Raw genomic sequence first — 26646 nt, 5'->3', positions numbered from 1 at the left:
AAATTCTAAAAAATGGAATGCATTACAGCTTAATCATTCCATTTGTCTACAATAAAAATACAACAAAGCCATCTCTTGGTGGCTTTGTTCATCTTCCCTAGCCCCTTCAGCGGTTTTTACACTAAAAGATTCACTATCTACAATTCCATTTCCTCCAGATTTTTTGGATTAAGTCAAAAGATCTAGCTATGATAAGTTCTTAAAAAGGTAGGTTTTACTCGCTTACCACATAAAAAATGTAATAATATGAAAACAGTAATTCATAAAGCAGAATCAAGAGGGCACGCAAATCATGGATGGTTACACTCGCACCACAGCTTTAGTTTTGCCAATTATCACAATCCAGAAAGAATGCATTTCGGTGCACTCCGAGTCTTAAATGATGACAACGTTGATGCTGGAAAAGGTTTCGATACACACCATCACGACAATATGGAAATCATATCCATTCCTCTCGAAGGAGATTTAGAGCACAAAGATAGTATGGGGAATGTTGCCATAATAAAGCAAGGAGATGTGCAGATTATGAGTGCGGGAACCGGGATTTATCATAGTGAATTCAACAAAAATAATGACAAGGATGTCAAGTTTCTTCAAATTTGGGTTTTCCCAAACAAGAAAAACCTAAAACCACGTTACGACCAAATCTCATTACAAGAAATTGAAAAGGATAATGAATTCTATCAAATTTTATCTCCTAACAAAGACGATGAAGGTATTTGGATGTATCAAGACGCTTGGTTTAGCCTCGGAAAGTTTACCAAAGGAAATTCCGATCAATATAAAATCCAGAAAAAAGGAAATGGCGTTTACGCTTTTGTACTTGAAGGTGAAGTCGAAATAAATGGAGAACAACTTTCTAAACGAGATGGAATGGGAATTTGGGACACCGAAATGATTAATCTTACAGCCACCGATAAGGCTCGTGTGTTATTAATGGAAGTACCAATGAATATTTAATTCCTATAAAAAGAGATTGGTGATTCACCTTAAACAAAAAAGCTAGCTTCTGCTGGCTTTTTTTATTTTCCTCTACACCGTCCTATTTACTCCACTAATGGAGATCAATAACGATCAATACATTTTCTTATGATTTCTTGGATCAATTGTGAAAGATGGCTACTTTCAAACTCTATTAAATATAAAAGGTGCACAATACATTTTCATATGGAAGGATAATGACAATATTGTTGTTATAAACTAGTTTTAGGGCATTTAAAGAAACCAAGAATTGAGCAAGAAACTTAAATATGGAATTTTGAAGATTGGAGTAGCAATTCTAATCGGGTTTGCACTTAAAGGACGAATTACACAAGATCGGTTTGACTCTGACAAATGGAAAAATTGGACTGAATCGGAAACTGAATGGTCTCTTCGTTGGGAAATGATGAATAGTTTGAAAAATAATTACAAACTAAAAGGAATGACAAAAAACCAAATCATTAATTTGCTAGGAGAACTTGAATCTAAAACGAAAAACGAATTTGGGTATTATTTGGGATACTCAAAACGAGGAATAAATACTGGGAGACTAACAATCAAATTTGATAACTATAATATAGTTACTGACTATTCAGTTTGGGATGGATAAAATGAAAAGAGTTTTTTCAATTAAGAATATTTTAACCGCTATCGGACTAGTTATTTTCGATATTGCGGTTTACATGTTTCTTGGGCTAATGCTAATGAATTATGACGATTTCTATGATGAAAGCAAAGGGGAATATTGGAGCTTAGAAAGTATGACTTTTTGGCAAAAAGCTAATTATATAGGATTGAATATATGGCATGTAATCAATCTGATAATTATTGGATATGTGATTTATAGAGTGATAAAAACATTAATAAAACGCCCTACAACAAAAGTTAAAATTAATGGGCGTTGACGCTCAGTTAGATAAAGCAACAAAAACAATAAACATAGGCGGCTTTGATAAGGCGACAGTTATAAATCGCCCACAAATTTTAGCAAGACCGTTAGGCGCAAGCTAATGCTGAAGTACAAAGAAATTATATATGGAGAAACCTCTTTTTCAATATAGAAACTATTTGAGAAATACCTTTGTTATAACAATTTGGGGATTATTATTTCTGGTTACACTTCGCATGATGCTACTTGCTTTTTCAATCCTAGAGTTTCTTCCTAATTGGAATTCTAAATTTGATTGGGTAGTATTCGTTACAGTTCCAACCTTAACACTTGCGATCGGTTGGTATTTTAAAATTTTAAATCTGAAAATTCATATTGATGCAATTGTTTTAAGAGAATTTGGTCCGCATCCAAACCTAGTTAATGAATTTGGGATTGTATTTGAAAATATTTATGAATATAAGATAAAAAGCATAGCTCTTACATTTAAGTGGTTGGTTTTGAAAAGAACAAATGGCAAAACTATACGGAAATTGATAAGTTTATCCAAAAGGGAGTTTATTGAATTCTCTGGTGTATTGAATGAAAAGATTAAAAACAATACCATATAAATTGAAAAAGTAAATAAAGCCAACGCCCAACAAAAGCGAAATTGTCATGGATGCTGACGAGCAGTTTGATCCCAATAGCTACCAGAAGTCCAAGAAAATAATATAATCGTTAGCTGTAATACAGAACCAAAAGAAAAAACATGATAATAAAAGTAGATACAAACATAGAATTGAGGCAATTAGAACAATCAGATTCTGATGATATTTTTATAATGATTGATAGTCAAAGAGAGCATTTTGGAAAATGGTTGCCTTTTGTTGAATTCACTAAAAAACTTAGTGATACTGAAAATTTCGTATCAAAAATTGTAAATGCTCCCAAGGAAAGTTTAGAATACATATTCACTATTAGGAAACAAGGAGAGTTTATTGGACTGATTGGATATAAAGATTCCGATAAATTAAATAAAAAGACAGAAATTGGATATTGGCTTTCCAAAAACCATCTAAAAAAAGGGATTGTAACGAAATCAGTTGAAAAGCTCTGTGATTTTGCCTTCAACAAGCAAGGCATGAATAGGATTCAAATAAAATGTGCTATTGAGAACAAATCAAGTATAAACATCCCGAAAAGACTTGGGTTTAAGTTTGAGGGAATTGAACGACAGGGTGAATTGTTGACAGGAGACATTTTTACTGACTTAGTAGTATACAGCAAATTAAAAACTGAAAAATAGAATCCTGATAACCCATAGAAACGTGGCAATACAGCGAGGCACAATTTAATACAACAGCGAAATGAATGATGCCATTTTTAATCAAGAGGAATATTTAAAACGTATCAATTTTGAAGGGGTAATTGCAAATAACTTTGAGACTTTGAAGGCAATTCACCATGCTCAGCACGGAACTATTCCTTTTGAAAATTTTGATATCTGTCTTGGAAGAAATATCGAGCTTGAACCAAAAGCATTGGTGCATAAATTGGTGAAAAATAAACGAGGCGGTTATTGTTTTGAGTTGAATGGACTTCTTTTATTGGCTCTTACATCTTTCGGATTCGAAGCACGTGCGCTACTGGGTAGAGTTCATAAAACAGGTGAGCCAACAGGTAGAAGCCATCAAGTTACTTTAGTTACAATTGAAGACAAACAGTGGATGGTAGATTTAGGATTTGGGTCGGAATCTCCATCTATTCCCATACCCTTAGTATATAATAAACCCGTTTCATTTAAGAATCAGACCTTTCGATTAACAGAAAGCAAGTTGTACGGTTACATGCTTCAAACCAAGCAAGAGAATGATTGGAAAAACTTATACAGTTTTGATTTGAACTACGTCTGTAAAGGAGATATCGAATACGGAAATCATTATACCTCTACAAACCAAAACTCTTTCTTTACTAGCTCGCGAGTTGCAGCCCTTCCAATTGAAAATGGTAGCGTAACAATACTTAACAACAAGCTCAAGAAAACAATTAATGGAATGGAATACACAGCTTTGCTTGATGAAAATCAGTCTTACTTGAACATCCTAAAACAAGAGTTTGGAATCGTAATCGATGCTAATTTTGAAGATTTAAAACCATTACAAAAAGAGAGTTAATTTCTTATATTGTAAGTTATACTTTGGTATTTAAATTTGATACTAAACCCGCTAACAAGTTGATTGACTAAACCTTTATAAAAATGGAAACTGAATATTTTATATATGGTCAAGCTGAAATTGATGAGCTAAAATCGAACGACAAAAAGCTAGCTGAAGTCATCGATAAAATTGGAATGATAAAAAGAGGTGTAAATCCTGACTTGTTTAGTGCTTTAATCAATGCAATTGTTGGTCAACAAATCTCTACTAAAGCACAAAAAACCATTTGGAAACGGATGCAAACCGCTTTAATAGATATCAATCCAGAATCAATTTTAAGTTTGTCGGATACAGAATTGCAAAGTTTAGGCTTAAGCTTCCGAAAAGTTGAATACATTAAGAATATTGCAGAAAAAGTACATACGAGGGCATTGGATTTATCAAAATTACAATTCTTAACAAATGATGAAGTTTGTTCTGAATTATCAAAGCTTAAAGGCATTGGCATATGGACAGCTGAAATGATAATGCTCTTTTCCATGCAAAGAAAAAATATTGTAAGCTTCGGTGATTTGGCAATTGTGAGAGGCATGCGAATGCTTTATCATCACAGAGAAATTACACCAGAAAAGTTTGCTAAATACAAAAGAAGATACAGGCCGAATGGATCTGTAGCCAGCCTCTACTTATGGGCTATTGCAGGTGGCGCTATTCCCGAAATGAAAGATTATGCACCACAAAAGAAAAAGTAATAAAGCCCAATACTAAAGTTTACCAACTTCAATAGTTACCGCTTAAATGCAAATGATTCATTATTAATCAACAACAATGATAACAATATAGATGTAACAAACTAGGTTTTCAAACAAATCATTTTACCAGTAACACTTGTCTTATAATTGAAATAATAAAATATTAGGAACTATTGTTTAATATCACCCTCTTCTCCCCATCCGTTTTTTCGTTCACCTAACGGGCTTTTCAATTCAACATCCTCTCCAAATAATCTACTCATATATTTTCTTATGATTCCTTTGTTGCATAAAAAAAAGATGTTTACTTTCATTTTTTTTAGCATCTATGGAGCAAAATGAAAACAGTCATATTTTATTCACTAACTACGTAAGAAGCAAATCCCTGACTAAAAGCAATTAACAATATCTAATTTTAATACACAAATCACACTAAAATGAAAAAACAACTTCTATTTTTCTTATTTATTATTTTAACTTTTAATTGTTATTCTCAAATCACTTTCGAAGAAGGTTATTTTATTAATAATAAAGGTGAAAAAACAGATTGTTTAATTAAAAATCTTGATTGGAAGAATAATCCTACAGAATTTAAATTTATACTTTCGAAAGATGCAACTCCTGAAACTTTGAAACTAAAATCAGTCAAAGAATTTGGAATATATGGAATTTCTAAATTTGTCCGATTTACTGTTAAGATTGATATCTCAAGTGAGAACATTAGTCACCTGAGCAAGCAAAAAGATCCCATATATGAAGAACAACAGCTTTTTTTTAAGGTGTTAGTAGAAGGAAAAGCTAATTTATATAAATATCAAAATAAGACTTTTAAGAGATACTTTTATAATAATCAGGACTCTGAAGTAAAGCAACTAATATTTAAAACTTATCAGGTATCTAAAAAGAAAATTTCTAAAAACAATTGGTACAAACATCAACTATTTTCTAATTTAAAATATAAAGATCTTACTCAATCTCAAATTAAAAAAGTTGATTACAACAAAAAGGATTTAGTAGATTTCTTTATCAAATACAATGAAAAGAATAATTCAGAGTATCTCAATTTGGCAGTAAAACAAGAAAAAAAATTATTTAATTTAAACCTACGCCCCGGCTTAAATCACTCTTCTCTAACGATCAGAAATGGTTCTGCAGAGGGCAGAAATATTGATTTTGACACTAAATTAGCATTTCGATTTGGTATTGAAGCTGAATTTATCTTACCATACAACAAAAATAAATGGGCTGTCCTAATTGAACCAACCTATCAATACTATAAATCAGAAAAAGAAACAGTATTTGCCGAAACGTTAACGCATGCAAGTACAGCAAATGTAGAAGTTGATTATAGTTCAATTGAACTTCCTATTGGAATTAGACACTATTCATTTATTAATGATCATTCAAAATTATTTTTTAATATTTCGTACATTTTTGATTTTCCATCCTCAAGTACAATACAATCGGAAAGGAAAGATATATTTGACCTAAAAATTAAAGCAAATAAAAATTTAGCCATTGGTGCTGGGTACACTTATAATAAATATAGTTTAGAAATTAGATATCAAACGAAAAGAGATATTTTGAATGGCTACACCTATTGGGGATCTGATTATAAAACAATGTCTGTAATCTTTGGATATCGAATTTTTTAAAAAGTACAAAGCGCACATTATAGCATAATTTGATAAGGCCTGTCAGGAGTTTCAATCCTGGCGGGCTTTCTTGTTATCCCCAATCGATGTTTGTATCTTTAAGTTGAGTGAAAATATATTTCAATTAAAGCTTTGATAAATGAGAATATGGTCTTTACACCCAAAATATCTAGATGCCAAAGGATTAGTAGCACTTTGGCGTGAAACTTTATTGGCTAAAAATGTATTAGAGAATAAAACAAAAGGATATAAAAATCATCCCCAGCTGATCCGCTTTAAGCAAGGTGAAAATGCTTTACAATCCATTAATTTTTATCTGCAAGTTGTATGGGAAGAAGCTTGTAAAAGAAATTACAATTTCGATAGCAGCAAATTCTCCGAAGTAGGCTCCATTAAGAAAATCACAGTGAATTCTGATCAACTCGAATTTGAAATGAATCATTTACGATCTAAACTAAAAGAAAGAGATCCCAAGACGTACAATCAAATAAAAGAGATTCATACTTACGAAATCCACCCACTATTTAAAATGGTAAAGGGTGAAATAGAAAGTTGGGAAAGAATTTAGTGACTCTTCCCTTTTTAAAATCTAAAAAGCAACAAATTACAAGCTACTTGCTATCATATTTCGGAATTATATGCTTTTTATTCATTTCCCTTTATAAAAAATAAATATCTTCTAACTATAAAGATTAAGTCAGAATCTAAAACTACTTACCAACAACAGGACAAAACCAACAGTTTTGCTCATATCATATAAGTGTTATTTAGCAGCTACATAAAATAGCCCAATCGCCCTATTTTAAACTCATACAAGTAATATTTATTCCAAACACTAAGCTGAGTTTTCATATTTTTTGCTACTTTTAAGCACACTATTTAAACCTCTGGTATGAGAAAAGTTCTAGCCCTCACTTTTGCATTTACCTGCATCAACCTTCTCGCTGGTTATGCATCAACTCAAAATATAAAACAAGAGCAAATAAAAGTTGATTCCTTAAAAGAACTAAATAAGGTAGAAACCGACCAATTTAAACTAGTTGATCTAAGCAATGAAATAGCAGTAACTTATGGAATAATTAGTATTGACAGTTCTTTAGTATATAGCAAAAAAGGAATAGAACTTGCCAAAAATATTAATTATACTCACGGCTTAGGAGTATCTCACTCGTACGTAGCTAGAGCAAATGCACAGATTGGTGAAATGAAAGTTGCACTTGAACATTACGATAATGCTCTTGAAATATTTCTAAGTGAAGCTGATTCTTTAAATATCTTAGATATATATAGAGGTATGTCCTACGTTGTCTCCTATAGCGGTAATCAATTAGCAAGTCTTGATTACAATAGAAAAGCATTAGATATAGCAGAGAAATTAAATGATAGTCTTAGTCTTTCTATCATTTACAACAACATTGCTACCATTTATATTGGTTTAGACAATTATCAACCTGCCATTCATTACTTCGAAAAAACCCTTGAAATTGAGAAAAAAAGTCAGAATCCTCAAGATATGGCAATTACTTATTCCAATATGGGTATTTTAAAGGTAAAGCATAAAAAATTTAAAGAGGCTTCTGCTGACTATCATAAAATTACAGAATTACTCCCCAAAATTAAAAACAATTATACTGTAGCCTATCTTTACATTTCTTTAGCAGCGTATTACACTGGGATTAACGAGTTTGAACTTCCAAAACAATACCTTTCAAAAGCGAATGAAATTTGTATTAAAAACAACTATCAACATATATTAGCTAGGGTTTATCGCCAATATGGAGAGTTGTTTTTGAAGGAAAAGAAATATAAAAAAAGTATTCAATATTACGATAAGGGTATCGAATTATCAGAGACAATTGGAATTTCTGAAGAATTTCCGCGAATTTATAAAATGAAGGCTGAGGCATATGCCCAATTAGGAGAATATTCAAAAGCATACAAATCTTTACAAAAATCTAATGTTGCTTTAAATTCTTTAGAATCAAAAAAAGTGGCAACCTTCCTTGATGAATTTGAAGCTCAAAAAGCTAAGGAAGAATTAAACCAGCAAAAACTAGAATTAGCCCTAAAAGAGCAGCAAGCTGAAAATGCCACAATTAAAATCAATAACAGGTACCACATCGCTATAATCACTATTGTATTGCTGATATTACTAATTAGCATAGTAACACGATTTTACCTTAAGTCAAGACAGAACAATCAAAAGTTAAGATATCAACACAAGTTGATTAATGAGCAAAAGGTATTACTTGAAGAAAACATTCAGAAGTTGGAATTGAGTGAATCAACTTTACAAAAACTAAACGCTACCAAAGACAAATTCTTCTCTATTATTGCTCACGACTTAAAAAGTCCTTTTAGTGCAATTCTTGGTTTTAATGAAGAGTTAGCTCTTAATTATTCAGACTACGATGATAAAGAACGTAAAATGATGATTAGAGTCGTTGGCGAAGCGGCTAAATCAACCTTCTCACTTCTAGAAAATCTACTCACTTGGTCTCGATCACAGAGTGGTTTTATCGAAATCAACAAAGAAGTTCATTCTCTTAAAAAGCTTGTTGAAGAAAGTATTTCCGCTTACGTTGGAGCTGCAGAAATTAAAAACATTCATGTCAACAATAGCATTGCTGATGATATTAATATTCTGGCAGATAAGGAAACAATGAAAATTGTAATCTCTAACTTGTTTAATAATGCGGTTAAATTTAGCAATGCGGGTGGTGAAATCAACTTAGCGTGTAAACTAAACAATGGAAATGTTGAGGTTTGCACTCAAGATACTGGTATTGGTATGAGCAAACAGATTATGGATGGTCTTTTCCAAATCGAAAAGAATGTACAAAGAGAAGGAACTGCAGAAGAACAAGGTACTGGATTGGGTTTAATTCTTTGTCAGGAATTCGTTAACAAAAACAATGGCGAAATTTGGGTTAAAAGTGAAGTTGGTGTAGGTAGTGAACTGTATTTTTCTTTACCACTTTATACAACGAATTAAAATTCCCGAATGACACTTAATAAAATATGCTTGTGCTATCGAAATATAAGATACTGAAATGAGTGAAGGAAATATTCGTTGGGGAATTATTGGCTGTGGAAAGGTTACTGAAGTGAAAAGTGGGCCGGCTTATCAAAAAATAAATGGCTTTGAGCTGAAAGCTGTAATGAGACGCGATAAAGCTAAACTAGAAGATTATGCCTCTAGACATAACATTGAAAAATACAATACCAATGCAGATGCAATTATTCAAGATCCTGAAATTGATGCAATTTATATTGCTACCCCGCCCGATTCGCATAAATACTATGCATTGAAAGTAGCCGAAGCTGGAAAAATTTGCTGCATCGAAAAACCTATGGCACCTAATGCTCAGGATTGCATAGAAATTTGTGATGCTTTTAAAGAAAAGGAATTGCCTTTATTTGTAGCCTATTACCGAAGGTCATTGCCTCGTTTTAAACAGGTAAAAGATTGGTTATATAAAGGCTTTATTGGTGAAGTAAGACACATTAGATGGCACTTAAGCAAACCGGCCAATGAACTTGATCTGTCTGAAAAATACAACTGGAGAACCGATTCTAAGATTGCAGCTGGCGGTTACTTTGATGATCTGGCCAGTCATGGTATCGACTTATTTAGTTTTTTGCTTAGCGATATTAAAACCGTTACTGGGCTAAGCCTAAACCAACAAGATTTATATTCTTCAAAAGATGCCGTTACTGCATGCTGGATACACGAAAATGGAGTGACTGGTTCGGGAAGTTGGAATTTTGGCTGTAATACTCGTGAAGATTCTGTTGAAATATATGGCAGTAAAGGGAAAATTGAATTCTCTGTATTCGATGAAAAATCCTTGCAACTAACAACTGCAAAAGGAAAGAATGAGTTATTTATCGAAAATCCAGAAAACATTCAGCTCTACCATGTTAAAAACATAAGGGAACATTTGTTGGGTAATAGTAAACATCCATCAACAGGACAAAGTGCAGCACACACCGCTTGGGTTATGGATCAAATACTTAATGTTCGAAAGTCAAATTAATAGTAGCCCAATAATTACTATTTGAATAGTCTATTCTAACAGCTTTCAATAATAAAATATTAATCGTTGAAGCATCCCCCCTTCTTTTGCATATTATCTTCTTGTAAAGCATAAAAAACTTTATAATTTTATCATCTGTTAATTTAATTTCAAAAAACAGATAATGAACGCTCCCAGCCCTAAGTGCAGATTTCATGTTGTTGATGCCTTGAGAGGATTTGCTCTTGTTTCAATTATGCTACTTCATAATCTAGAGCACTTCGATGTATATTTTTTACCTCCCAACCTTCCAACTTGGATGGTTAGCATGGATAAAATGATTTGGGATACCTTGTTCTTTATTTTTGCTGGTAAATCATATGCTATCTTTGCTCTTCTGTTTGGCTTAACCTTTTTCATCCAAACCAATAACCAAAACAAACGGGGAAATGATTTTAGAGCTCGTTTTGCATGGCGTTTGGTCCTCCTTTTTCTATTTGGTATGATCAACTCCATTTTTTACCAAGGAGATATATTAACATTATATGCTTTTGTTGGCTTATTTCTAATTCCATTAGTAAAACTAAACAACAAATGGATTTTAGCCATTGCCTTACTTCTTTTTTTACAACCCTACGAACTCTTTCAATTGTTTACCGCAATTCAAACACCAGATCTAAAGATTGCAAACCCAAAATCATGGACTTATTTTGGTAAAATGAATGAGTACATTAAAGCAGATTCATTTTTCGCAACAGCTTATGGAAATCTAACCAATGGGAAAATGGCTGTACTCAACTGGAGTTGGGAAAATGGACGCTTCTTTCACATACTAGCCACCTTCTTATTTGGAATGTTAGCTGGCCGACTCAACCTATTTGCTATTTCAGATAAAAACAAAAAATTTTGGACCAAGGCTCTGATAATATCCATCGTTGTTTTTATTCCTTTGTTCCTTTTGCAAATGAACTTAAATTCCATTCTTAGCAGCAAGGCTATTTTAAGATCAGTCAAAACAATTCTAACTTCTTGGACTAATCTTTATTTTATGGTTTTTCTAGTATCTGGCTTTGTTTTACTATTCAATACCAAGCGATTTAATAAAATATTAGGCATTTTTTCACCAATCGGAAAAATGAGTCTCTCCAACTATGTATTCCAATCAATTCTAGGTTCTTGTATCTATTATGGATTTGGCATGAGCATGTATCAATACACAGGAGCAAGTCAAAGTATGCTAATCGGTATCTTCTTGGCAATCGTACTAGGAGTATTTTGTTATTGGTGGGATAAAAATAACTCGCGCGGTCCGTTAGAGGCAATTTGGCACAAAGCTACTTGGATTGGATCAAAGTAGACCTAAAACGCAATACGGGCTATAAAATCTCTTCTATTAGATATTCTTGTCCGTTGAAGAAAACTCTTTCTCCCCTTTGTTTGCCAACAAAACTCTTGGCAAAAGGAGAAGTGAGCGAAACTAGAAAATAATCTTGTCCGTCAAAATTTAATTTACCTAATGGTACTGAAATAAAAAAATGAACCTTATCGGTTATTACCAGTGAACCGATTGAAACCATCGGCGTGGATAAAGTAACATCTATTTTATCCAATACATTTTGAAGAGCCTGATTGTTTGCCATTTGTTTTACAGCTTTTTCTTGTTCCAAGTGAACCATTGCACGCCCGGTTTCGTGTTTGTCTCCTGCACTGCTCTTTGTCTCACTTCCAGCCGACTCTTTTAATTCTGATAATGTGCTCCTGTTTCGATCCAATTTCTCTCCAATTAATCGACAGGCAGTTTGGTACAATCCTTTTTTTATATCTGTAAGCTTATGCATAGCATCCTTTATTTTCGGCTAATTTAACAAATAGATTGCAGCGAAGGCTGACTAATTTATTTAAATGTATCCATTCTTCTGTTTTTATATTGATTTAGTTACTCAATTCTAAGTTCAAACTATAATTTAGAAAGCCCTAAGATGTGTTGTTTGAAGAAAATGTTGTAAATTTTAAAATCATGACTCTATCACAATAAAATTACAACAAATGAAATATCTTACTATACTCTTATTACTGATATCGCCTTTTTTCTGCAATGCTCAAGATTTCAAATTTGGATTAAAAAGCGGTTTAAATTTAAGCACCTATCGTGGAGAAAATGATGGAGGTCAATACAAGTTAAGTGGATATGCAGGTGTATTTTCGAACTATGAAATAAATCAAAATATTGAAGTTCAAACGGAATTAGTTTACGCTAGAATAGGCCACAGAGACACCATAAACGACACTAAAATTAAAACTTCACTTGGATACCTACAAATACCTATTCTTCTAAAGATTACATTAAACAATTACGAACAATTCAAATTAATTATTGGCCCACAGATTTCTTACTTATTAGATTCCAATATCACGATTGATGGAGATAGCGATACCGACAAATCAAACTTTGAGGAATTGGATTATGGAGCTACTGTTGGGATGGAATACCAACTATCTGAACAATTTTCAATTGATGTCAGGTATTACTTAGGCCTGTCTGATTTTTACAATCAATCTGAAATAAAATCATCAGCTAAGAATTCAGCTTTTTCACTAGGTCTGGCGTTTCGTTTTTAAGCAAAAAAATAGCCAAAAGATAATTCTCTTGGCTAGTATTCTCTTAAGCTTTATTCTTTAAGCAACACTGTTTGTATTTTTTCCCCGATCCACAAGGACAAGAATCATTTCTATTGATCTTCCCTCCTTGCTCAATTGGAGCTTCAGCTGAAGCAAATATGTGTTCCATGTGTTGGTAATGATTTTTCCATTCTGGATCTCGCATTTCGCAAAAAGCACTTCCTTTTTGAAAATCATTTACTTTACCTTCCATCACATCAATATAGTATTGCAATTCAATAGCAGTATGCTTTCCCTCGAATTTACTTCGCATGCTTTTAAACTTGGCAAGCGTATCTTCTCTCATCAAGTCACCTAGTACTCGTACATAATGATCTACCCAATGAAAGTTTTCTTTCTCTAGAATTGCATGAATGCGATTAAACTGATTTTCAAGGGCATAATACAAAGCCTCGAAACAGTAAATGTATGGTTTCTTATTGTCCTCTTTGATGTTTTCTTCAATAAAATCCAGTACTGCGCTTACACACTTTTCTGGATATTCTCGTGCCAATAAACCTACTAAATAAACCGCCTGTTCGTTCAATAAATCCCAATCTTCTTCTACGTTAAACAAATCTAATAAAGGTGCTATTAAATCTGTTGACAAATGCTTTTCAGCAACAACACAATACCATAAAGGAGCTGGCATCATCATTCTGTATTCATCGGAATAGAATGCTTCCCCATTGTAGGCATTTTTAAGTGCATACACTAGTTTTTCACTAATATCTTTATTGCTTTCCTGATTTCTCAAAAAATCAATTGCTTCATATGGAATTCCCTTTAATTGGGTATCGATTGTATCGAATGCGTGTTTTGTGGATCGGATCATAATTCTAAATTATTCGGCAAAGATATAGATTATTCATTCTTATCAGGAATTAATTAGATTCTTTACAACAGTAACGAGCATAAAAAAGCCCTGAATTTACATTCAGGGCTCACAATTCAAAACTAAACCTATAGAGATTAATTCTCCACTTTAAAAACTTTTCGTAAAATATCATCCATCAAACACCATTTGGTAATTGATGATTGTAATAAGTTAAGGCCAACAAAAGCAGTTAGCAACAACCAATTAATATTAACATAGAATGCCAATAGAATGCTAACAAGCACCAAAATTCCAGCAATCGCTCTAATAATTCGTTCTCTCATTTTATTGTAATTAAAACTTTAAATAAACTTTTCAACATCCAGCATATAAGCATGAATTGGACTACAACAATCTATTTCATTGTTGAATTTTGAGATCTGATTCATTAAATCAGAACCTTTTTCTTCGTTTAGGAAGGCAAAAGTTGCTGTTGAATCGTAATGGTCTTTACTTGAAGCAAACCAATTGGGTGCTTCACAATCTTTATTGTGTTTTTGTGTATAACCTTTCACATCAAACTCGCTATAAGCTTCTACTCCTGAAGCTTGATAAATCTTTTTCAAATCATCGTAAAAAGCACTTACACAAAATATAATTACAACTTTCATATCGACATGTTTTTATTGATCACTCTTATTTGATACCTCTTCACTGCTTTCTGATAACTGATCACTGTTTTTTACAGGATAGTTCTTTTTCTCGGTAATATAATAGATCAATGGAACGATCAATAGCGTTAAGAATGTTGATGCAATTGTTCCTCCCATAAGCGAGATTGCTAAACCCTGGAAAATTGGATCAAATAGAATAACTACAGCTCCAATAACAACTGTTCCTGCTGTTAATAGAATAGGTGTGGTTCTTACCGCTCCTGCTTCAATTATGGCTTCTTTAAGTGGGCTACCTTCTGCCAATCGCAGATTAATAAAGTCGATGAGCAGTATGGCGTTTCGAACCATAATACCCGCGAGGGCAATCAAACCAATCATAGATGTCGCTGTAAAGAAAGCACCCATTAACCAGTGACCAAGTAAAATACCAATTAAGGATAAAGGAATGGATACCATCATTACAAATGGCACTTTAAAGTTCTGGAACCAACCAATAATCAGCATATAAATCACTAAAAGAACGACAGCAAAAGCAGTTCCTAAATCACGAAATACTTCATAAGTAATTTGCCATTCTCCATCCCATTTCAGACTATAATCATCTTCGTATAAAGGCTGTTGTGTGTATTCTTCTGTTAAAGAAAAGCCTTGAGGCACTTGAATCTCACCTAGATTCTCAGAAATGCCCATAATACCATAAACCGGACTTTCAAGTTTACCGGCTACATCGGCAGTTACATATACAACGCGCTTCTGATTCTTACGGTAGATACTCTTCTCTTTAATCTTTTCTTTAATCTCTACAATATCTCCCAACGGTATCAATTGTCCTGATTGAGTAAGAATATTGATTTTCTTAAGATCAGTTAAACTGCTTCTATCCTGCTCTTGTAAGCGCAAGTTAATACCAACCTGATCGTGTTCCGACTCTTGGTACAAATTTGAAACCTCATGACCTCGAAGAGCCATATTTAAGGTATGAACAACTTGTTGAGTGCTAACACCAGCTAACATGGCCTTTTCCTTATCCACATCAAATTGGTATTCTTTCTGATCATCTTCAATCAACCAATCCACATCAACCACATCATCAGTCTTCGCAAAAATAGTCTTCACCTGCTCAGCAACATTTTGCTGTCCTTCCAAATTAGGACCATAAACCTCAGCTACAAGAGTTGACATCACTGGCGGTCCTGGTGGAACTTCAACGACCTTAACATTGGCGTTAAATTTCTTACCAATCTTCTGCAAACCCGGACGCATTGCCTTAGCAATATCATGCGATTGTTCGTCTCTATCGTGCTTATGTGTTAAATTCACTTGAATATCAGCCATATTAGCTCCACGACGTAAATCGTAATGACGAACCAAGCCATTAAAATTCATTGGAGCTGCTGTTCCTACGTAACACTGATAATCCATTACATGATTTTGCTGAGCGACATAAGCTGCTAATTCCTTGGTTACTGCTGCTGTGCGTTCAAGGGTTGTTCCCTCAGGCATATCAATAATCACCTGAAACTCATTTTTATTATCGAAAGGCAACATTTTAACGGCAACCATCTTGAAATAAACCAAAGTGGTAGAAGCAAGTAATAAAACTGTAACAACACTGATAAATGTCCAGCGCTTCCATCTCGATTCTAACATTGGTAAAATCGTTGCAGAGTACATTTTATAAACGATAGAATCTTCAAGCTTAAATGCTTTTTTAGATTTGTCTTCATCATCATTAAAACGCAATAAACGGTACGCTAAATATGGCGTAATGGTTAACGCAACTAAGAGTGAGAATATCATGGCAATGGAAGCTCCAATAGGCATAGGGCTCATATATGGTCCCATTAGTCCTGACACAAAGACCATAGGAAGAACCGCTGCAATTACAGTGAAGGTTGCCAGAATGGTTGGGTTACCTACCTCGTCGATAGAAAGAAGGGCCGCCTCCATAAAGGACTTTTTCTTCATTTTGAAATGACGGTGCATATTCTCGGCGATAATGATGGAATCATCCACCACAATTCCCGTGACAAAGACCAGTGCAAATAATGTAATTCTGTTTAGAGTATAATCCAGATAGTAATAACTAAACATGGTTAATGCAAAGGTGATAGGTACCGAAAGAAATACGACTAAACCTCCACGCCAGCCCATAGCTAACATCACCACAAAAGTTACAGCTATAATTGCACCCAACAGATGTAATAAAAGTTCAGCCACCTTATCGGATGCCGTTGCTCCATAATTACGAGTTACTTCAACATGCACATCAGAAGGGATCAAATCCTTTTTCAACAATTCTAGTTTGCTTAGAATCTGGTCGGCAATTTTCATAGCATCGGCTCCTCTACGTTTTGCAACTGAAAGTGTGACTGCAGGGTATTCACCTTTAAAAGCGGCTTGTTTTTCGTTCACATCACCATAACCAAAACTCACATATTGAGATGGAATTTCCGGACCATCATTCACCTGAGCCAATTGCTTTAAATAAACAGGACTTCCATTATTCACGCCGACAACGAGATTCGAAAGCTCTTCGGCATTTTCAATAAAATTACCCGTCTTAACCAAGAATTGATTATCGTTATTATTAAATGAACCTGAACCCATTTGTTGGTTTGATACTTGAATTTTTTGCGCGATACTTAAAGCATCGATATGGTAGCTAGCCATCAACTCACGATTCAAAATCACCTGAAGCTGTCGCGAACGGCCACCTCTAATTGCAGTAGATGAAACTTCGCTTACTTTTTCAACCTCATTATTCAATTCCTGAGCAATTCTTCGCAGCTGGAAGTCGTCGTATTTCTCACTCCAAAGCGTTAATCCCAGAACAGGAACATCATCGATGGCACGTGTTTTAATTAATGGAAATGATATCCCTTTAGGCATCTCATCCATATGCTTCATGATCTCGTTATACATTTTCACAAGAGAACGTTCCACATCCTCTCCCACGTAAAATTGTACAATAAGCATGGCTTGTTCCGACATAGATGTGGAATACACATATTCTACGCCAGATATATTCGCAACCACTTTTTCCAGTGGTTTTACAATTCTTGATTCAACCTCGTTTGGACTGGCACCCGGATAAGCTAAAAAGATATCAGCTATAGGTACATCAATTTGAGGTTCCTCTTCCCGAGGTGTTAGATACGAGCTGTAAGCTCCGATGATCAAAAATGCGACCATCAATAGAGGTGTTAGCTTCGAATTTATAAAGAGTTTGGCTATTCCGCCAGCAAATCCTATTTTCATGTTTTTTCTGATTTAGAATTTAACCTTCTTTTATCTGTAAGAAGGAAATCAACTTGATAAACCTCTTTATTGAACTTCTACTTTGGCACCATCCCATATTTTACCTTTATAAGACAAAATATACTTCTCTCCTGCACTCAAGCCTGAAAGAACTTCAATATTCTCTCCGGAAGATTTTCCAGTTCTAATCCAACGAAGCATCGCTGTCCCACTTTGACTGAGGGTATAAACACCAGTCAACTGTCCTTTATGAACCAGCACACTTTTTGGAATCACAATTGAAGGCATACCCCCTTTTTCAATCATTACATTGGCATACATGCCCGAGTACAATTTTGCTATTTGTTCCTTAGTCGGTTGTAAAACAATTTTAGCTTCGAATTGATTTCCGGTGTATTGTGACGATGGATTTACCTCTGCAACAACACCACTAATTTGCACATCACCCAAAGCACTTACTTTTACAAGAACAGGATCCTTCTTTTTAATTTTTGAAATTTCAGTTTCGGGAATTCTAGCCATTACTTTAAACTGATTTTGTTTCTCAATGGCAACCAATGGCATTCCTGGAGAAGCCAAATCTCCCTCATTCATATATTTACGTGTAACCACACCATTATAAGGAGCTTTTATACTTGTGTATCGCAACATTTCTTCAACCTCTACGCCCATTTCATTGGCAGCTTCTAAATTGGCCTTTGTCATATTGTACTGCGTTGTGATATCATCCATCTCTTTTTGAGAAGCACTTTTCTGCTCAAACAACACAGTGAATCGATCAAAGTCCTTCTTAGCATTTTCATAAGCTGCATTTGCTGCCAATTTATTTGCTTTTACTTGTGCTTTTTTAGCTTCAATATCTTTAGCATGAATTTGAACTAAAACTTGTCCTTTAGAAACCTTTTGTCCTGTTTCTACATTATACTTTGCAATTTGACCCATGATTCGAGTACTTAAATTCGAATGTGTTTCTGCCTCTATTTTACCCGAAAAGCTCATCAATTCCGGTTGGTTTTCCATTTTTATAGTCTTTACGGATACAATAAGATCTGCTTTTGCAGTTTCCTTTGCGGTCGTTTTCTCTCCACAAGATTGTAAGGTCAATCCTCCTAGAGTTATAAGTCCTATAATTAAAAGATTCTTTGAATTCATATCGGTTAATTCTTTAGTAAGATTGTTTATTGTAATTCTTTCTCTAGCAGTAATTCCAATTGAAAAACAGCTACATGATAATTGTACAAGCTATTGATATAGTCCAGGTTTCTCGCCATAGAAATGGTTTCTGAATAGAGTATATCCGTTGTTTTTTCAAGACCTTGTTTATATCTATTGGTTCTAATTCGTAGTGCTTCTTCTGCCTGCTCTTTAGCCAATCGACTCAACTCTATTTTATCGTATGCAACTTGCAAATCTCTTTTTGCTGATTTTACCTCCATGCTATTTCTAGACAAGTAATCTGCAAAATCCAATTCTGAAATTTTCAATTCAGCCTTTGCCTTCTGTACTTTTGCAATATTCTTATAACCATTAAATAAATTCCACGATAGACTTGCTCCAATCATGTAATTATTAGCAGAGCTACCCAATAGTTGATCATCATTCCATTCATAGGCTCCAAAAGCATTTAAACGTGGTAAGAATTGCATTTTCTGCGATTTCAAAATGCTTTCGCGAGCTTCAACACCTTTTCGATAAGCATTAATATCTGATCGATTTTCAACCTGGAATGATTCATTTAAACCACTTAATAAACTTGGTTTCTTATTTAATGAATCTGTAGTTTCAATAATTACATTTATATCTAGGCCTAACAAATAAGCTAAATATTCTCCTGCTCTTCTTTTATTGTTTTTGGCATCAGAAAGTTGATTGTCTATTTCTAATACCCGCACCTTAGCAGATAATAAATCTGCTTCTTGTACATATCCTTGATCTAAATTATTCTTGGTTACCTGTAAAGCCGAATTGGCCATTTTTTTTGATGCATTCAATACAATTACAGCCTCTTGTGCTAATTCCAGTTGGTAATAAGCCTTTTTAACTTCAAACTTGGTAAACTTTATTGTTCGTTCTGTTTGAAAATCTATGGCTTGCATCTTAGCATTTGCCGCTCTTCTGCCATATATTCCATCGATATTAATTAGAGGTTGCTGAACTTCAATTTTAGTATTGAAATTTTCACTCCTTCCTGGATCATTAAGAAATATTGGATTAAAATCTGCTTGAGTTGTAGTTTTTTGTTTGAGTTTAAACCCAAAACTTGCTAAAGGATCATTTGTTATAACACCTGTATGAGAAAGGTTTACAATAGGTAAAAAAACAGAATTCGTTTGACGGTAATCTGCTTTAGCAGCTCGCCCTTTTTCTTTTGCTTTATTGATTTCCCAATTGTTTTCGGAAGCCTTTTCAATAGCATTTTTCAAACTTAACTTCAATACTGACTCTTGAGCTTTTCCTGCTAAAGGGAAAAACAATAATAGTAGCCAAGTGAAATAAATAGTGAGGTTTCGCATTTTTATATGTTCTTTAATTTCGGTTCAAATCTAATCAAGAATATCCAAACATCCAAATATATACATGTGTGTGGTTTTATTTATTTTTCTATATACTATTTGATTTTCTTTATATACATTGAAATTTAACAGATTACGGACTAAAAAACAATTATTATTTTAAATAATGTGAAAATAATCACGACATAAAAAAAGACCTTCCTATTTGAGGAAAGCCTTTGCATATAAAGACGTATGAGTCTTTTATTTTTCTAATAATTTGCGTAACATATTCAATGCATTTAAGGAAGCAACTTTTATGTTCCGTTCCCTGTTTTTGTATAAATCAAGCTTCGTTGAGCTTAAATGGTCCGGTCCAGCAATGGCAACCCAAACGGTTCCAACTGGTTTTTCATCCGTTCCACCATCAGGTCCAGCAATACCAGAAGTAGCAATTGCATAATCGACATTTAATAAATCTCGAACACCCATAGCCATTTGTTCTACTACTTGTTGACTAACTGCACCAAATTTTAACAAAACATCAGCATTAACCTTTAAAACACTTTCCTTTATTTCATTTGAATAAGCAACCACAGCACCTTTAAAATAAATGGAACTTCCCGCATGCGAAGTAAATAAGTGTGCAATATTTCCACCGGTACAACTTTCTGCTGTTCCTACCGTTTTTCCTTTATCAGATAAAAGCTTAGCAACAGCTAACTCCATTGGCTGATCATCAAAACCGAATATATTTTCAGGTATAATTTCAATCAATTTAGCTGTTTGCTCTTCTACAATTCTCTCCAATTCTTTTCGATCTTCCCCTATCAAACTCAATCGCAAACGAAGTACTCCTGGAGAAGGCAAGTAAGCCAACTTAACACAAGTTGGTAAATTTGCTTCCCATTCCTCAAGCATTTCGGCTAAAACCGATTCACCTATACCTTGAACCATTACGGTTTTATGAAGAATTTCTGACGTTGAAAAGTGCGTTGTCAAATTTCCTAATAAGCCATTTCTCATGATGCCTTTCATCTCAAAAGGAACACCTGGCATTGAAATTATCACTTTACCCTCTTTTTCGAACCACATGCATGGCGCCGTACCATAATTATTGGTAATGATTCTGGCTCGATCTGGGACCAATGCTTGTTCTTCATTAAAACGATTCATTGGAATCCCTCTTGCAGCTAGTCTTTCCTTTATTCTCTCGTATAATAAATCATCTTGAACTAAAGCCATCTCAAAAAAATCACTTAATGTTTTCTTGGTAATATCATCGTTGGTTGGTCCCAAGCCCCCAGTAATTAATACCAAAGAAACTCTTTCCATTGCCTGTTCCATCGAGGAAACAATATCTTCTTTTTGATCAGAGATACTTGTAATCTTACTTACATTAATCCCAATGGCATTTAACTCCTTGGCCATCCATGCAGAATTTGTATCAACAATTTGACCAATTAATATTTCATCTCCGATGGTAATTATTTCTGCTTGCATTTTGCTTATTTTAGTAATTGTAACGCCTTTAATCTTTGCAATAAACTTGGATGCGAATAGTAAAAGAACACATAAAGCGGATGTGGTGTTAAGTTGCTAAGGGAACTCACAGACAGCTTTTTTAAAGCATTTCCTAAAGCTTTTGCATCGTAATTTTTCAAAGCGTAATCATCTGCCTCATATTCATTTTTACGAGACAAAACATTCATTCCCAGACCTAAAAAAGTGGATATCGGCGAATAAAGAATTCCAAAAGCAATTAAGCCTAAGTGAAAACCATGTTGTGTGGCTCCAAATGCTTCTGAAAGCAATGGATTTGCAATAATCAAAGAAAAAATATAAAACATCAAACCAGTTTGTAATAATGACAATATGATTCCACTAAGCGTATGCTTCTTCTTGTAATGACCTATTTCATGAGCTAAAACAGCTACAATTTCTTCTTTACTCAAATCATTTATTAAAGTATCAAACAATACAATTCTCTTTTTGGCACCTAAGCCACTGAAATAGGCATTTCCTTTAGATGATCTCTTCGATCCATCCATTACATAGACATTGTCCAACTTAAAATTTACTTTACTTGCAAATTGACTAATCGCATTCTTTAAATCACCCTCTTCCAATGGTGTTTGCTTGTTAAAAAGAGGTACCAAAACGGAGGAGTAAAACATCGTCATGAAAATCATAAAAGCTGCGATTACAGCCCATGCCATCCACCAAAAGTTATTTGTAGTTTGCAAATAGATCCATATCAAAAGAGCTAATAACCCTCCTCCAATCACAATACTTAAAATACCTCCTTTTATTTTATCAAGAATAAAAGTTTTTAAACTTGTCCTGTTAAAACCATATTTTTCCTCAATAATAAATGTTGAATAATAAGAAAATGGCAAGCCTAACAAACTTGAAAGTAACATGATCACTCCAAAAAACGATAAGGCAATTGCAATTGGATGTTCAAAGTAAACTCGAACCAATTCATCTACCCATGCAAATCCACTTAACACAATCATTAAGACTGTTCCTATAAAACCTAGGGCTGAAGAGATTAAAGAAGGTAAAAGCTTATCCTTTTGATAATTTTGCGATTGCTCATATTTTTCTTGATCGTAAATTCCTTCTAGTGCCTTTGGCAAATTTGGCGACCACTTTTTTTGATTTAAAAACTCTAGAAAACGTTCTAAAATAAAATCGGCAATTAGAATTCCGAGAATAATATAAAGTACTGTTGTTGATGTCATCTTTTAAATCAATTTATTATTGTATTGCAAAATTAGAAAACCCTGAAGGAATATTGTCCTTCAGGGTTATATATTTCATTTCAAAATGAGTTTACTCTTTAAAAAACAAATCTAATTTCTTTTTATTTTTTGTTCTCTTAATAAGCTCCATGGTATATTCTTTGACCATTTCAAATTCGACAGATTTTGATTTCATTTTCTTATAATGAAAAATAGACCTCCTAATCCATTGATTTGCAGCCATAAAATCTTCTTTAACTTCATAAGCAAGAGCCAAATTGTAACATGCTCTTCCTGCTAACTTATCATCTTCCTCTTTTGCTATTTCTTCCCAAAGAATTATCATTGCATCCCAATTTTCTTGAGCTAAATAATATTTTGCAACAGAAAAACGATTGTCTCCAGATATAAAATACTTTCTGGTATAATTATTCCATTTGGGTGAAAGTAAATCAACATAAGAACGTCCAATTTCATAAGATACATCAGGAATTATTTCCGATCGAATTGGAATTTTATCTTCTATTAATTTTGAATATGAATTCGCATACACCTCTGTAAATAAACTATCCACAACAATGCGCTCATCATATATCATTTGATTTAAAGGATCATATACTCTCCAAACTGAAAAATGATTGATATCCGTTATTCCATAATATCCCTCATTATTAAAAGTCGAATATTTAACAAAAACTTGTAAATCTTCTAAACAAACTAATATATCTGATGTAGTTGCTGAACAGATACTGTCTACAACACTCCATTTTAATGGTGAATAATCTCGATCACCCATAATTTCCTTCTGCTTCAAAGAAATAAATTGAATAGAATCGATACCAAGTTCACCAGAGAAATTTTCAGCAAAGCCATAATAACAATTAGCAGCACATATTTCATTATAATCTGTAGTATCTCGCAAAACATTTTCATCGAGCATATAGATCTTATTCAAGGAATCAATAGGGAAACTTGTATTTCGATCAACAAAACCAATTGTTTTAACATCGGAAGGGATTACAATAGAAGGAGCCTCTAAGCCTTGAAACTGGTATAAAGAATAACTTTGACAAGATGTTAAGATTAACAATGGCAAAAGATATAAAACTGCTCTTTTCATATTAAAGAGCATTGTCGAAAAGGATTTATTCATCATTCATGTTTTTTTAATCATATTCAATTTCCTAACCAGTATTTCCTCAAAAACCATTCCAGTATTATTAATATGATAATAATAATCAATAAATATAACATTTCAACCAAATTTGAATACTTTGTCTCCTCAGAAATGGTCGATTTTGAATATTCACTTTTTAAAAGGTGATTTGCAATTTGAGGTATTTCATCCTGATTAAAATATTTACCACTTGTAATTTTTGAGATCTGAGCTAATGTTTCTTTTTGCGCTTGCAGATTCCTCGCTTCATTATTATTTGAACTTACAATAAAATTCCCCTCTTGTTTTAACTCAGGAACCAAATCATTAGAATTTATTACAAATGAATAATTTCCTTTGGCCAATGAATTAAGCCGCAAGTTATATCGATCCAAATTTTGTTCAAATTGATAATTAAAGGTTTTTCCCTGCGAATCTTTTAATAAAAATTCCAAATTCGCATCATTTACCAATTGATAACTTTTATTGTAATATTCTGCATCGATTACGACTTCCTCTCCCTCTCCAATATTTCTTGGATAACTTAAGCGCAATTGACTTCTTTTTACCTTCAACGCCAAATATTGAATCATCCGATTGATAAGCGAAGAAAAAGATTCACTCGAATTATTCATTCGATAAGAATACAATTTCCACCGCCATAAACCTTCCCCAAAAACCCAACCAATTTTTTGGTTTCCTATATTTGAAAAAGCAATTTGTGGAATTTTCGTCTCTATTGTTTTAATAACTTGCTCTCCGAAAACCTGATATTCAGAATTAAAATCATAGTTCACAATTGGAGATAATAATGGAGGTAAATCTTCAAGAATATTTTGCTCTTCATCTTTAAAAGTAAATAAGTTAAAATTCTCAGCCATTTTAAAACTTGACTCGGAAAATAAATCTTCAACATTGCTAATCTTTACACCTAGCTCATTCGAATTTATTGCATTCAAATTAGAAGTACCACCTAATACCATTAAAAGTGGAATCTCTTTTTTCTTCATTTTTTCAATCAAACTAGCATAAGCGTTAAGCTTCGAAGGAATTTGATAAAGAATAATAAGGTTGTATTTTTCAAGATCTAATTTCTTCTTCGATAAATTAATAGTCTCGCTAGTATAATTTAAGTTGTCATCAATAGCTGATTTTAGTGCAGCGACATCAGGATGATATTGATCAAAACAAACAGCAATGTTCTGCTTATTATCTAAGACATCAACAACAAATTCGTGATGGTTATTTTCTTTTACTTGCTCATTTTTGTTCAGAACAAGATCAACCTTAAACCTCTGTAATCCTGATTTATCTGGACTAACAAAATAATCTTTTTCGACAAAAAACGAATTCGAACTAATTTTAAATTGATCTGTCACCAATGTTTTAGAACCATTAGAGATTCTAAGCTTTACCAATTCATTTTTAAAATTCTGAGCCTTTATTTCAATTCTTACGGGTAGTTTACTTTTGACAAAACCCAATTTATTTGATCTAATGGAATAAATTGCCAAGTCCTCTATCCTTGCTGTATCTCCTAATTGCAAAGTATGAATCGGGAAATTTACATCATCCAACAAATAATTAGGATTACTTCCTTTATTATAAATTCCATCACTTGCTACAAGAACCTGAAAATTTGAAGAGTACCCATAAGTTGACTTCAAATATTCAATTAACTGAGAGAAATCAGTATTGGTATCTAAAAAAGTAAAACTTGTCAACTCTTCTACTCTATTTCCAAAGCTTAATTGATGAATCGTAAATTCTGAACTTACCGATTTAATAAAATTTTCAACTACACTTGGATATTCATTAAGATATTTAAGGGAATCTTTACCTACGCTTATAGACTGCGAATTATCTTGAGCAAAAACCAAAATAGGTTTTTCAATTCTCTTAGATGAATATTTCAATTTAGGTCCTAACAACAAAAATAACAAGCAGAAAAAATAAGTCCCTTTTAGAATTGACAAAAGGATAATTTTAGGTAAGGATATGTCCTTATGATATGGTTTTTTATAAAAGTACAACCAAAACACAAGTAAAAAGGAAACGAGTATAAATGGTAACACCCACCAAAGAGAGTGTTCTGTAACAATGTTGATATCCAACTTATGTAATTTTAGAGTTTCAACAAATTTAACAAACTAAGTTTAATTGCTAGTTTTTAACAGCAACAATATCCTCTATTTTTCGATTTAATTAAGATTTAAATTCAAAATTGAAGCATTAATTTAACGTTTTAATCTTCTTTAACACTTGTTTAGACCAATTAACCTCATTCCTATATACATTTGTAGTGTACAAAAGAACAAAAAGAGTTTTTTCATAATATAGAATTAGGGTTTTAAAGTGAATAAAAAAAGTCGGCTGGTTACCGACTTTTTTTGTGCTCTATATTTTA

The 26646-nt window shown here is 33.2% G+C and carries 24 protein-coding genes; 13 read left to right on the top strand and 11 right to left on the bottom strand.

The window, feature by feature from the left end; all coding sequences use genetic code 11:
* Positions 1–246 precede the first annotated feature (246 nt).
* From L3049_RS00940 to L3049_RS00885, 12 genes are all read left to right on the top strand, one after another.
* Positions 247–960: a pirin family protein gene (locus tag L3049_RS00940; RefSeq protein ID WP_275107896.1), complete on the top strand. Its 714-nt coding sequence runs from the start codon at positions 247–249 to the stop codon at positions 958–960.
* 271 nt (positions 961–1231) lie between these two features.
* Entirely contained in the window at positions 1232–1591 is a 360-nt protein-coding gene (locus L3049_RS00935) for a hypothetical protein (protein WP_275107895.1), read from the top strand.
* Positions 1584–1886 carry a hypothetical protein gene (locus L3049_RS00930; protein WP_275107894.1) on the top strand — a complete coding sequence of 101 codons (303 nt, stop codon included), beginning with the start codon at positions 1584–1586 and terminating at the stop codon, positions 1884–1886. Before L3049_RS00935 ends, L3049_RS00930 begins: the two co-directional genes overlap by 8 nt.
* A 130-nt stretch (positions 1887–2016) precedes the next feature.
* A complete protein-coding gene (locus L3049_RS00925; protein ID WP_275107893.1) occupies positions 2017–2481 on the top strand; it encodes a hypothetical protein in 465 nt (154 codons plus the stop codon).
* A 140-nt stretch (positions 2482–2621) separates the two neighbouring features.
* Complete coding sequence (locus L3049_RS00920) at positions 2622–3158, top strand: GNAT family N-acetyltransferase (protein ID WP_275107892.1); 537 nt, start codon at positions 2622–2624, stop codon at positions 3156–3158.
* A gap of 61 nt (positions 3159–3219) precedes the next feature.
* Entirely contained in the window at positions 3220–4026 is an 807-nt protein-coding gene (locus L3049_RS00915; protein WP_275107891.1) for an arylamine N-acetyltransferase family protein, read from the top strand.
* Between the two features lie 83 nt (positions 4027–4109).
* A complete protein-coding gene (locus L3049_RS00910; protein WP_275107890.1) occupies positions 4110–4760 on the top strand; it encodes a DNA-3-methyladenine glycosylase family protein in 651 nt (216 codons plus the stop codon).
* 437 nt (positions 4761–5197) lie between these two features.
* A complete protein-coding gene (locus L3049_RS00905) occupies positions 5198–6415 on the top strand; it encodes a hypothetical protein (protein ID WP_275107889.1) in 1218 nt (405 codons plus the stop codon).
* A gap of 139 nt (positions 6416–6554) precedes the next feature.
* Positions 6555–6983, top strand: a complete 429-nt coding sequence (locus L3049_RS00900) for a pyrimidine dimer DNA glycosylase/endonuclease V (RefSeq protein ID WP_275107888.1) — start codon at positions 6555–6557, stop codon at positions 6981–6983.
* Between the two features lie 324 nt (positions 6984–7307).
* The gene (locus L3049_RS00895) at positions 7308–9410 is read left to right on the top strand and encodes a tetratricopeptide repeat-containing sensor histidine kinase (protein ID WP_275107887.1); all 2103 of its coding nucleotides are present in this window, start codon (positions 7308–7310) and stop codon (positions 9408–9410) included.
* A 58-nt stretch (positions 9411–9468) separates the two neighbouring features.
* Positions 9469–10455 carry a Gfo/Idh/MocA family protein gene (locus L3049_RS00890; RefSeq protein WP_275107886.1) on the top strand — a complete coding sequence of 329 codons (987 nt, stop codon included), beginning with the start codon at positions 9469–9471 and terminating at the stop codon, positions 10453–10455.
* A 163-nt stretch (positions 10456–10618) separates the two neighbouring features.
* The gene (locus tag L3049_RS00885) at positions 10619–11791 is read left to right on the top strand and encodes a DUF418 domain-containing protein (protein ID WP_275107885.1); all 1173 of its coding nucleotides are present in this window, start codon (positions 10619–10621) and stop codon (positions 11789–11791) included.
* Positions 11792–11810: 19 nt separating this feature from the next.
* On the opposite strand, the gene L3049_RS00880 is transcribed toward L3049_RS00885, so the two are convergent.
* Positions 11811–12272, bottom strand: a complete 462-nt coding sequence (locus tag L3049_RS00880) for a hypothetical protein (protein WP_275107884.1) — start codon at positions 12270–12272, stop codon at positions 11811–11813.
* Between the two features lie 208 nt (positions 12273–12480).
* Here L3049_RS00880 and L3049_RS00875 point away from each other — a divergent pair, with 208 nt between their 5' ends.
* Positions 12481–13053: a porin family protein gene (locus tag L3049_RS00875; protein WP_275107883.1), complete on the top strand. Its 573-nt coding sequence runs from the start codon at positions 12481–12483 to the stop codon at positions 13051–13053.
* 43 nt (positions 13054–13096) lie between these two features.
* On the opposite strand, the gene L3049_RS00870 is transcribed toward L3049_RS00875, so the two are convergent.
* The 10 genes from L3049_RS00870 to L3049_RS00825 all read right to left on the bottom strand — a co-directional run bounded on the left by L3049_RS00870 (position 13097) and on the right by L3049_RS00825 (position 26353).
* On the bottom strand, positions 13097–13927 hold the full coding sequence (locus tag L3049_RS00870; RefSeq protein ID WP_275107882.1) for a YecA family protein: 831 nt from the start codon (positions 13925–13927) through the stop codon (positions 13097–13099).
* A 137-nt stretch (positions 13928–14064) separates the two neighbouring features.
* The gene (locus L3049_RS00865) at positions 14065–14253 is read right to left on the bottom strand and encodes a YgaP family membrane protein (RefSeq protein WP_275107881.1); all 189 of its coding nucleotides are present in this window, start codon (positions 14251–14253) and stop codon (positions 14065–14067) included.
* 18 nt (positions 14254–14271) lie between these two features.
* On the bottom strand, positions 14272–14580 hold the full coding sequence (locus L3049_RS00860; RefSeq protein WP_275107880.1) for a hypothetical protein: 309 nt from the start codon (positions 14578–14580) through the stop codon (positions 14272–14274).
* A 12-nt stretch (positions 14581–14592) separates the two neighbouring features.
* Positions 14593–17844 (bottom strand): efflux RND transporter permease subunit, encoded by a 3252-nt coding sequence (locus tag L3049_RS00855; protein ID WP_275107879.1) that lies wholly within the window; start codon positions 17842–17844, stop codon positions 14593–14595.
* A 66-nt stretch (positions 17845–17910) separates the two neighbouring features.
* Positions 17911–18996, bottom strand: a complete 1086-nt coding sequence (locus L3049_RS00850; RefSeq protein WP_275107878.1) for an efflux RND transporter periplasmic adaptor subunit — start codon at positions 18994–18996, stop codon at positions 17911–17913.
* Positions 18997–19022: 26 nt separating this feature from the next.
* Positions 19023–20357: a TolC family protein gene (locus tag L3049_RS00845; RefSeq protein ID WP_275107877.1), complete on the bottom strand. Its 1335-nt coding sequence runs from the start codon at positions 20355–20357 to the stop codon at positions 19023–19025.
* A gap of 243 nt (positions 20358–20600) precedes the next feature.
* Entirely contained in the window at positions 20601–21839 is a 1239-nt protein-coding gene (locus L3049_RS00840) for a competence/damage-inducible protein A (protein ID WP_275107876.1), read from the bottom strand.
* A 5-nt stretch (positions 21840–21844) separates the two neighbouring features.
* Positions 21845–23083: a M48 family metallopeptidase gene (locus L3049_RS00835; protein WP_275107875.1), complete on the bottom strand. Its 1239-nt coding sequence runs from the start codon at positions 23081–23083 to the stop codon at positions 21845–21847.
* Between the two features lie 91 nt (positions 23084–23174).
* Complete coding sequence (locus tag L3049_RS00830) at positions 23175–24236, bottom strand: DUF6340 family protein (protein ID WP_275107874.1); 1062 nt, start codon at positions 24234–24236, stop codon at positions 23175–23177.
* Between the two features lie 23 nt (positions 24237–24259).
* A complete protein-coding gene (locus L3049_RS00825; protein WP_275107873.1) occupies positions 24260–26353 on the bottom strand; it encodes a hypothetical protein in 2094 nt (697 codons plus the stop codon).
* Between the last annotated feature and the right edge of the window lie 293 nt (positions 26354–26646).

It is taken from the genome of Labilibaculum sp. DW002 (assembly GCF_029029525.1).
Lineage (GTDB): Bacteria > Bacteroidota > Bacteroidia > Bacteroidales > Marinifilaceae > Paralabilibaculum > Paralabilibaculum antarcticum.
Note: the sequence above shows the minus strand (reverse complement) of the source record. Positions and strands in the feature narration are given on the sequence as shown.

Excerpts from the sequence above, each read along its gene's own strand:
- L3049_RS00925 (WP_275107893.1), top strand. The coding sequence starts at position 2,017 with ATGGAGAAACCTCTTTTTCAATATAGAAACTATTTGAGAAATACCTTT.
- L3049_RS00855 (WP_275107879.1), bottom strand. The coding sequence starts at position 17,844 with ATGAAAATAGGATTTGCTGGCGGAATAGCCAAACTCTTTATAAATTCG.
- L3049_RS00920 (WP_275107892.1), top strand. The coding sequence starts at position 2,622 with ATGATAATAAAAGTAGATACAAACATAGAATTGAGGCAATTAGAACAA.
- L3049_RS00930 (WP_275107894.1), top strand. The coding sequence starts at position 1,584 with ATGGATAAAATGAAAAGAGTTTTTTCAATTAAGAATATTTTAACCGCT.
- L3049_RS00885 (WP_275107885.1), top strand. The coding sequence starts at position 10,619 with ATGAACGCTCCCAGCCCTAAGTGCAGATTTCATGTTGTTGATGCCTTG.
- L3049_RS00915 (WP_275107891.1), top strand. The coding sequence starts at position 3,220 with ATGAATGATGCCATTTTTAATCAAGAGGAATATTTAAAACGTATCAAT.
- L3049_RS00890 (WP_275107886.1), top strand. The coding sequence starts at position 9,469 with ATGAGTGAAGGAAATATTCGTTGGGGAATTATTGGCTGTGGAAAGGTT.
- L3049_RS00910 (WP_275107890.1), top strand. The coding sequence starts at position 4,110 with ATGGAAACTGAATATTTTATATATGGTCAAGCTGAAATTGATGAGCTA.
- L3049_RS00940 (WP_275107896.1), top strand. The coding sequence starts at position 247 with ATGAAAACAGTAATTCATAAAGCAGAATCAAGAGGGCACGCAAATCAT.
- L3049_RS00845 (WP_275107877.1), bottom strand. The coding sequence starts at position 20,357 with ATGCGAAACCTCACTATTTATTTCACTTGGCTACTATTATTGTTTTTC.
- L3049_RS00850 (WP_275107878.1), bottom strand. The coding sequence starts at position 18,996 with ATGAATTCAAAGAATCTTTTAATTATAGGACTTATAACTCTAGGAGGA.
- L3049_RS00900 (WP_275107888.1), top strand. The coding sequence starts at position 6,555 with ATGAGAATATGGTCTTTACACCCAAAATATCTAGATGCCAAAGGATTA.
- L3049_RS00830 (WP_275107874.1), bottom strand. The coding sequence starts at position 24,236 with ATGAATAAATCCTTTTCGACAATGCTCTTTAATATGAAAAGAGCAGTT.
- L3049_RS00840 (WP_275107876.1), bottom strand. The coding sequence starts at position 21,839 with ATGCAAGCAGAAATAATTACCATCGGAGATGAAATATTAATTGGTCAA.
- L3049_RS00865 (WP_275107881.1), bottom strand. The coding sequence starts at position 14,253 with ATGAGAGAACGAATTATTAGAGCGATTGCTGGAATTTTGGTGCTTGTT.
- L3049_RS00870 (WP_275107882.1), bottom strand. The coding sequence starts at position 13,927 with ATGATCCGATCCACAAAACACGCATTCGATACAATCGATACCCAATTA.
- L3049_RS00895 (WP_275107887.1), top strand. The coding sequence starts at position 7,308 with ATGAGAAAAGTTCTAGCCCTCACTTTTGCATTTACCTGCATCAACCTT.
- L3049_RS00880 (WP_275107884.1), bottom strand. The coding sequence starts at position 12,272 with ATGCATAAGCTTACAGATATAAAAAAAGGATTGTACCAAACTGCCTGT.
- L3049_RS00835 (WP_275107875.1), bottom strand. The coding sequence starts at position 23,083 with ATGACATCAACAACAGTACTTTATATTATTCTCGGAATTCTAATTGCC.
- L3049_RS00905 (WP_275107889.1), top strand. The coding sequence starts at position 5,198 with ATGAAAAAACAACTTCTATTTTTCTTATTTATTATTTTAACTTTTAAT.
- L3049_RS00860 (WP_275107880.1), bottom strand. The coding sequence starts at position 14,580 with ATGAAAGTTGTAATTATATTTTGTGTAAGTGCTTTTTACGATGATTTG.
- L3049_RS00875 (WP_275107883.1), top strand. The coding sequence starts at position 12,481 with ATGAAATATCTTACTATACTCTTATTACTGATATCGCCTTTTTTCTGC.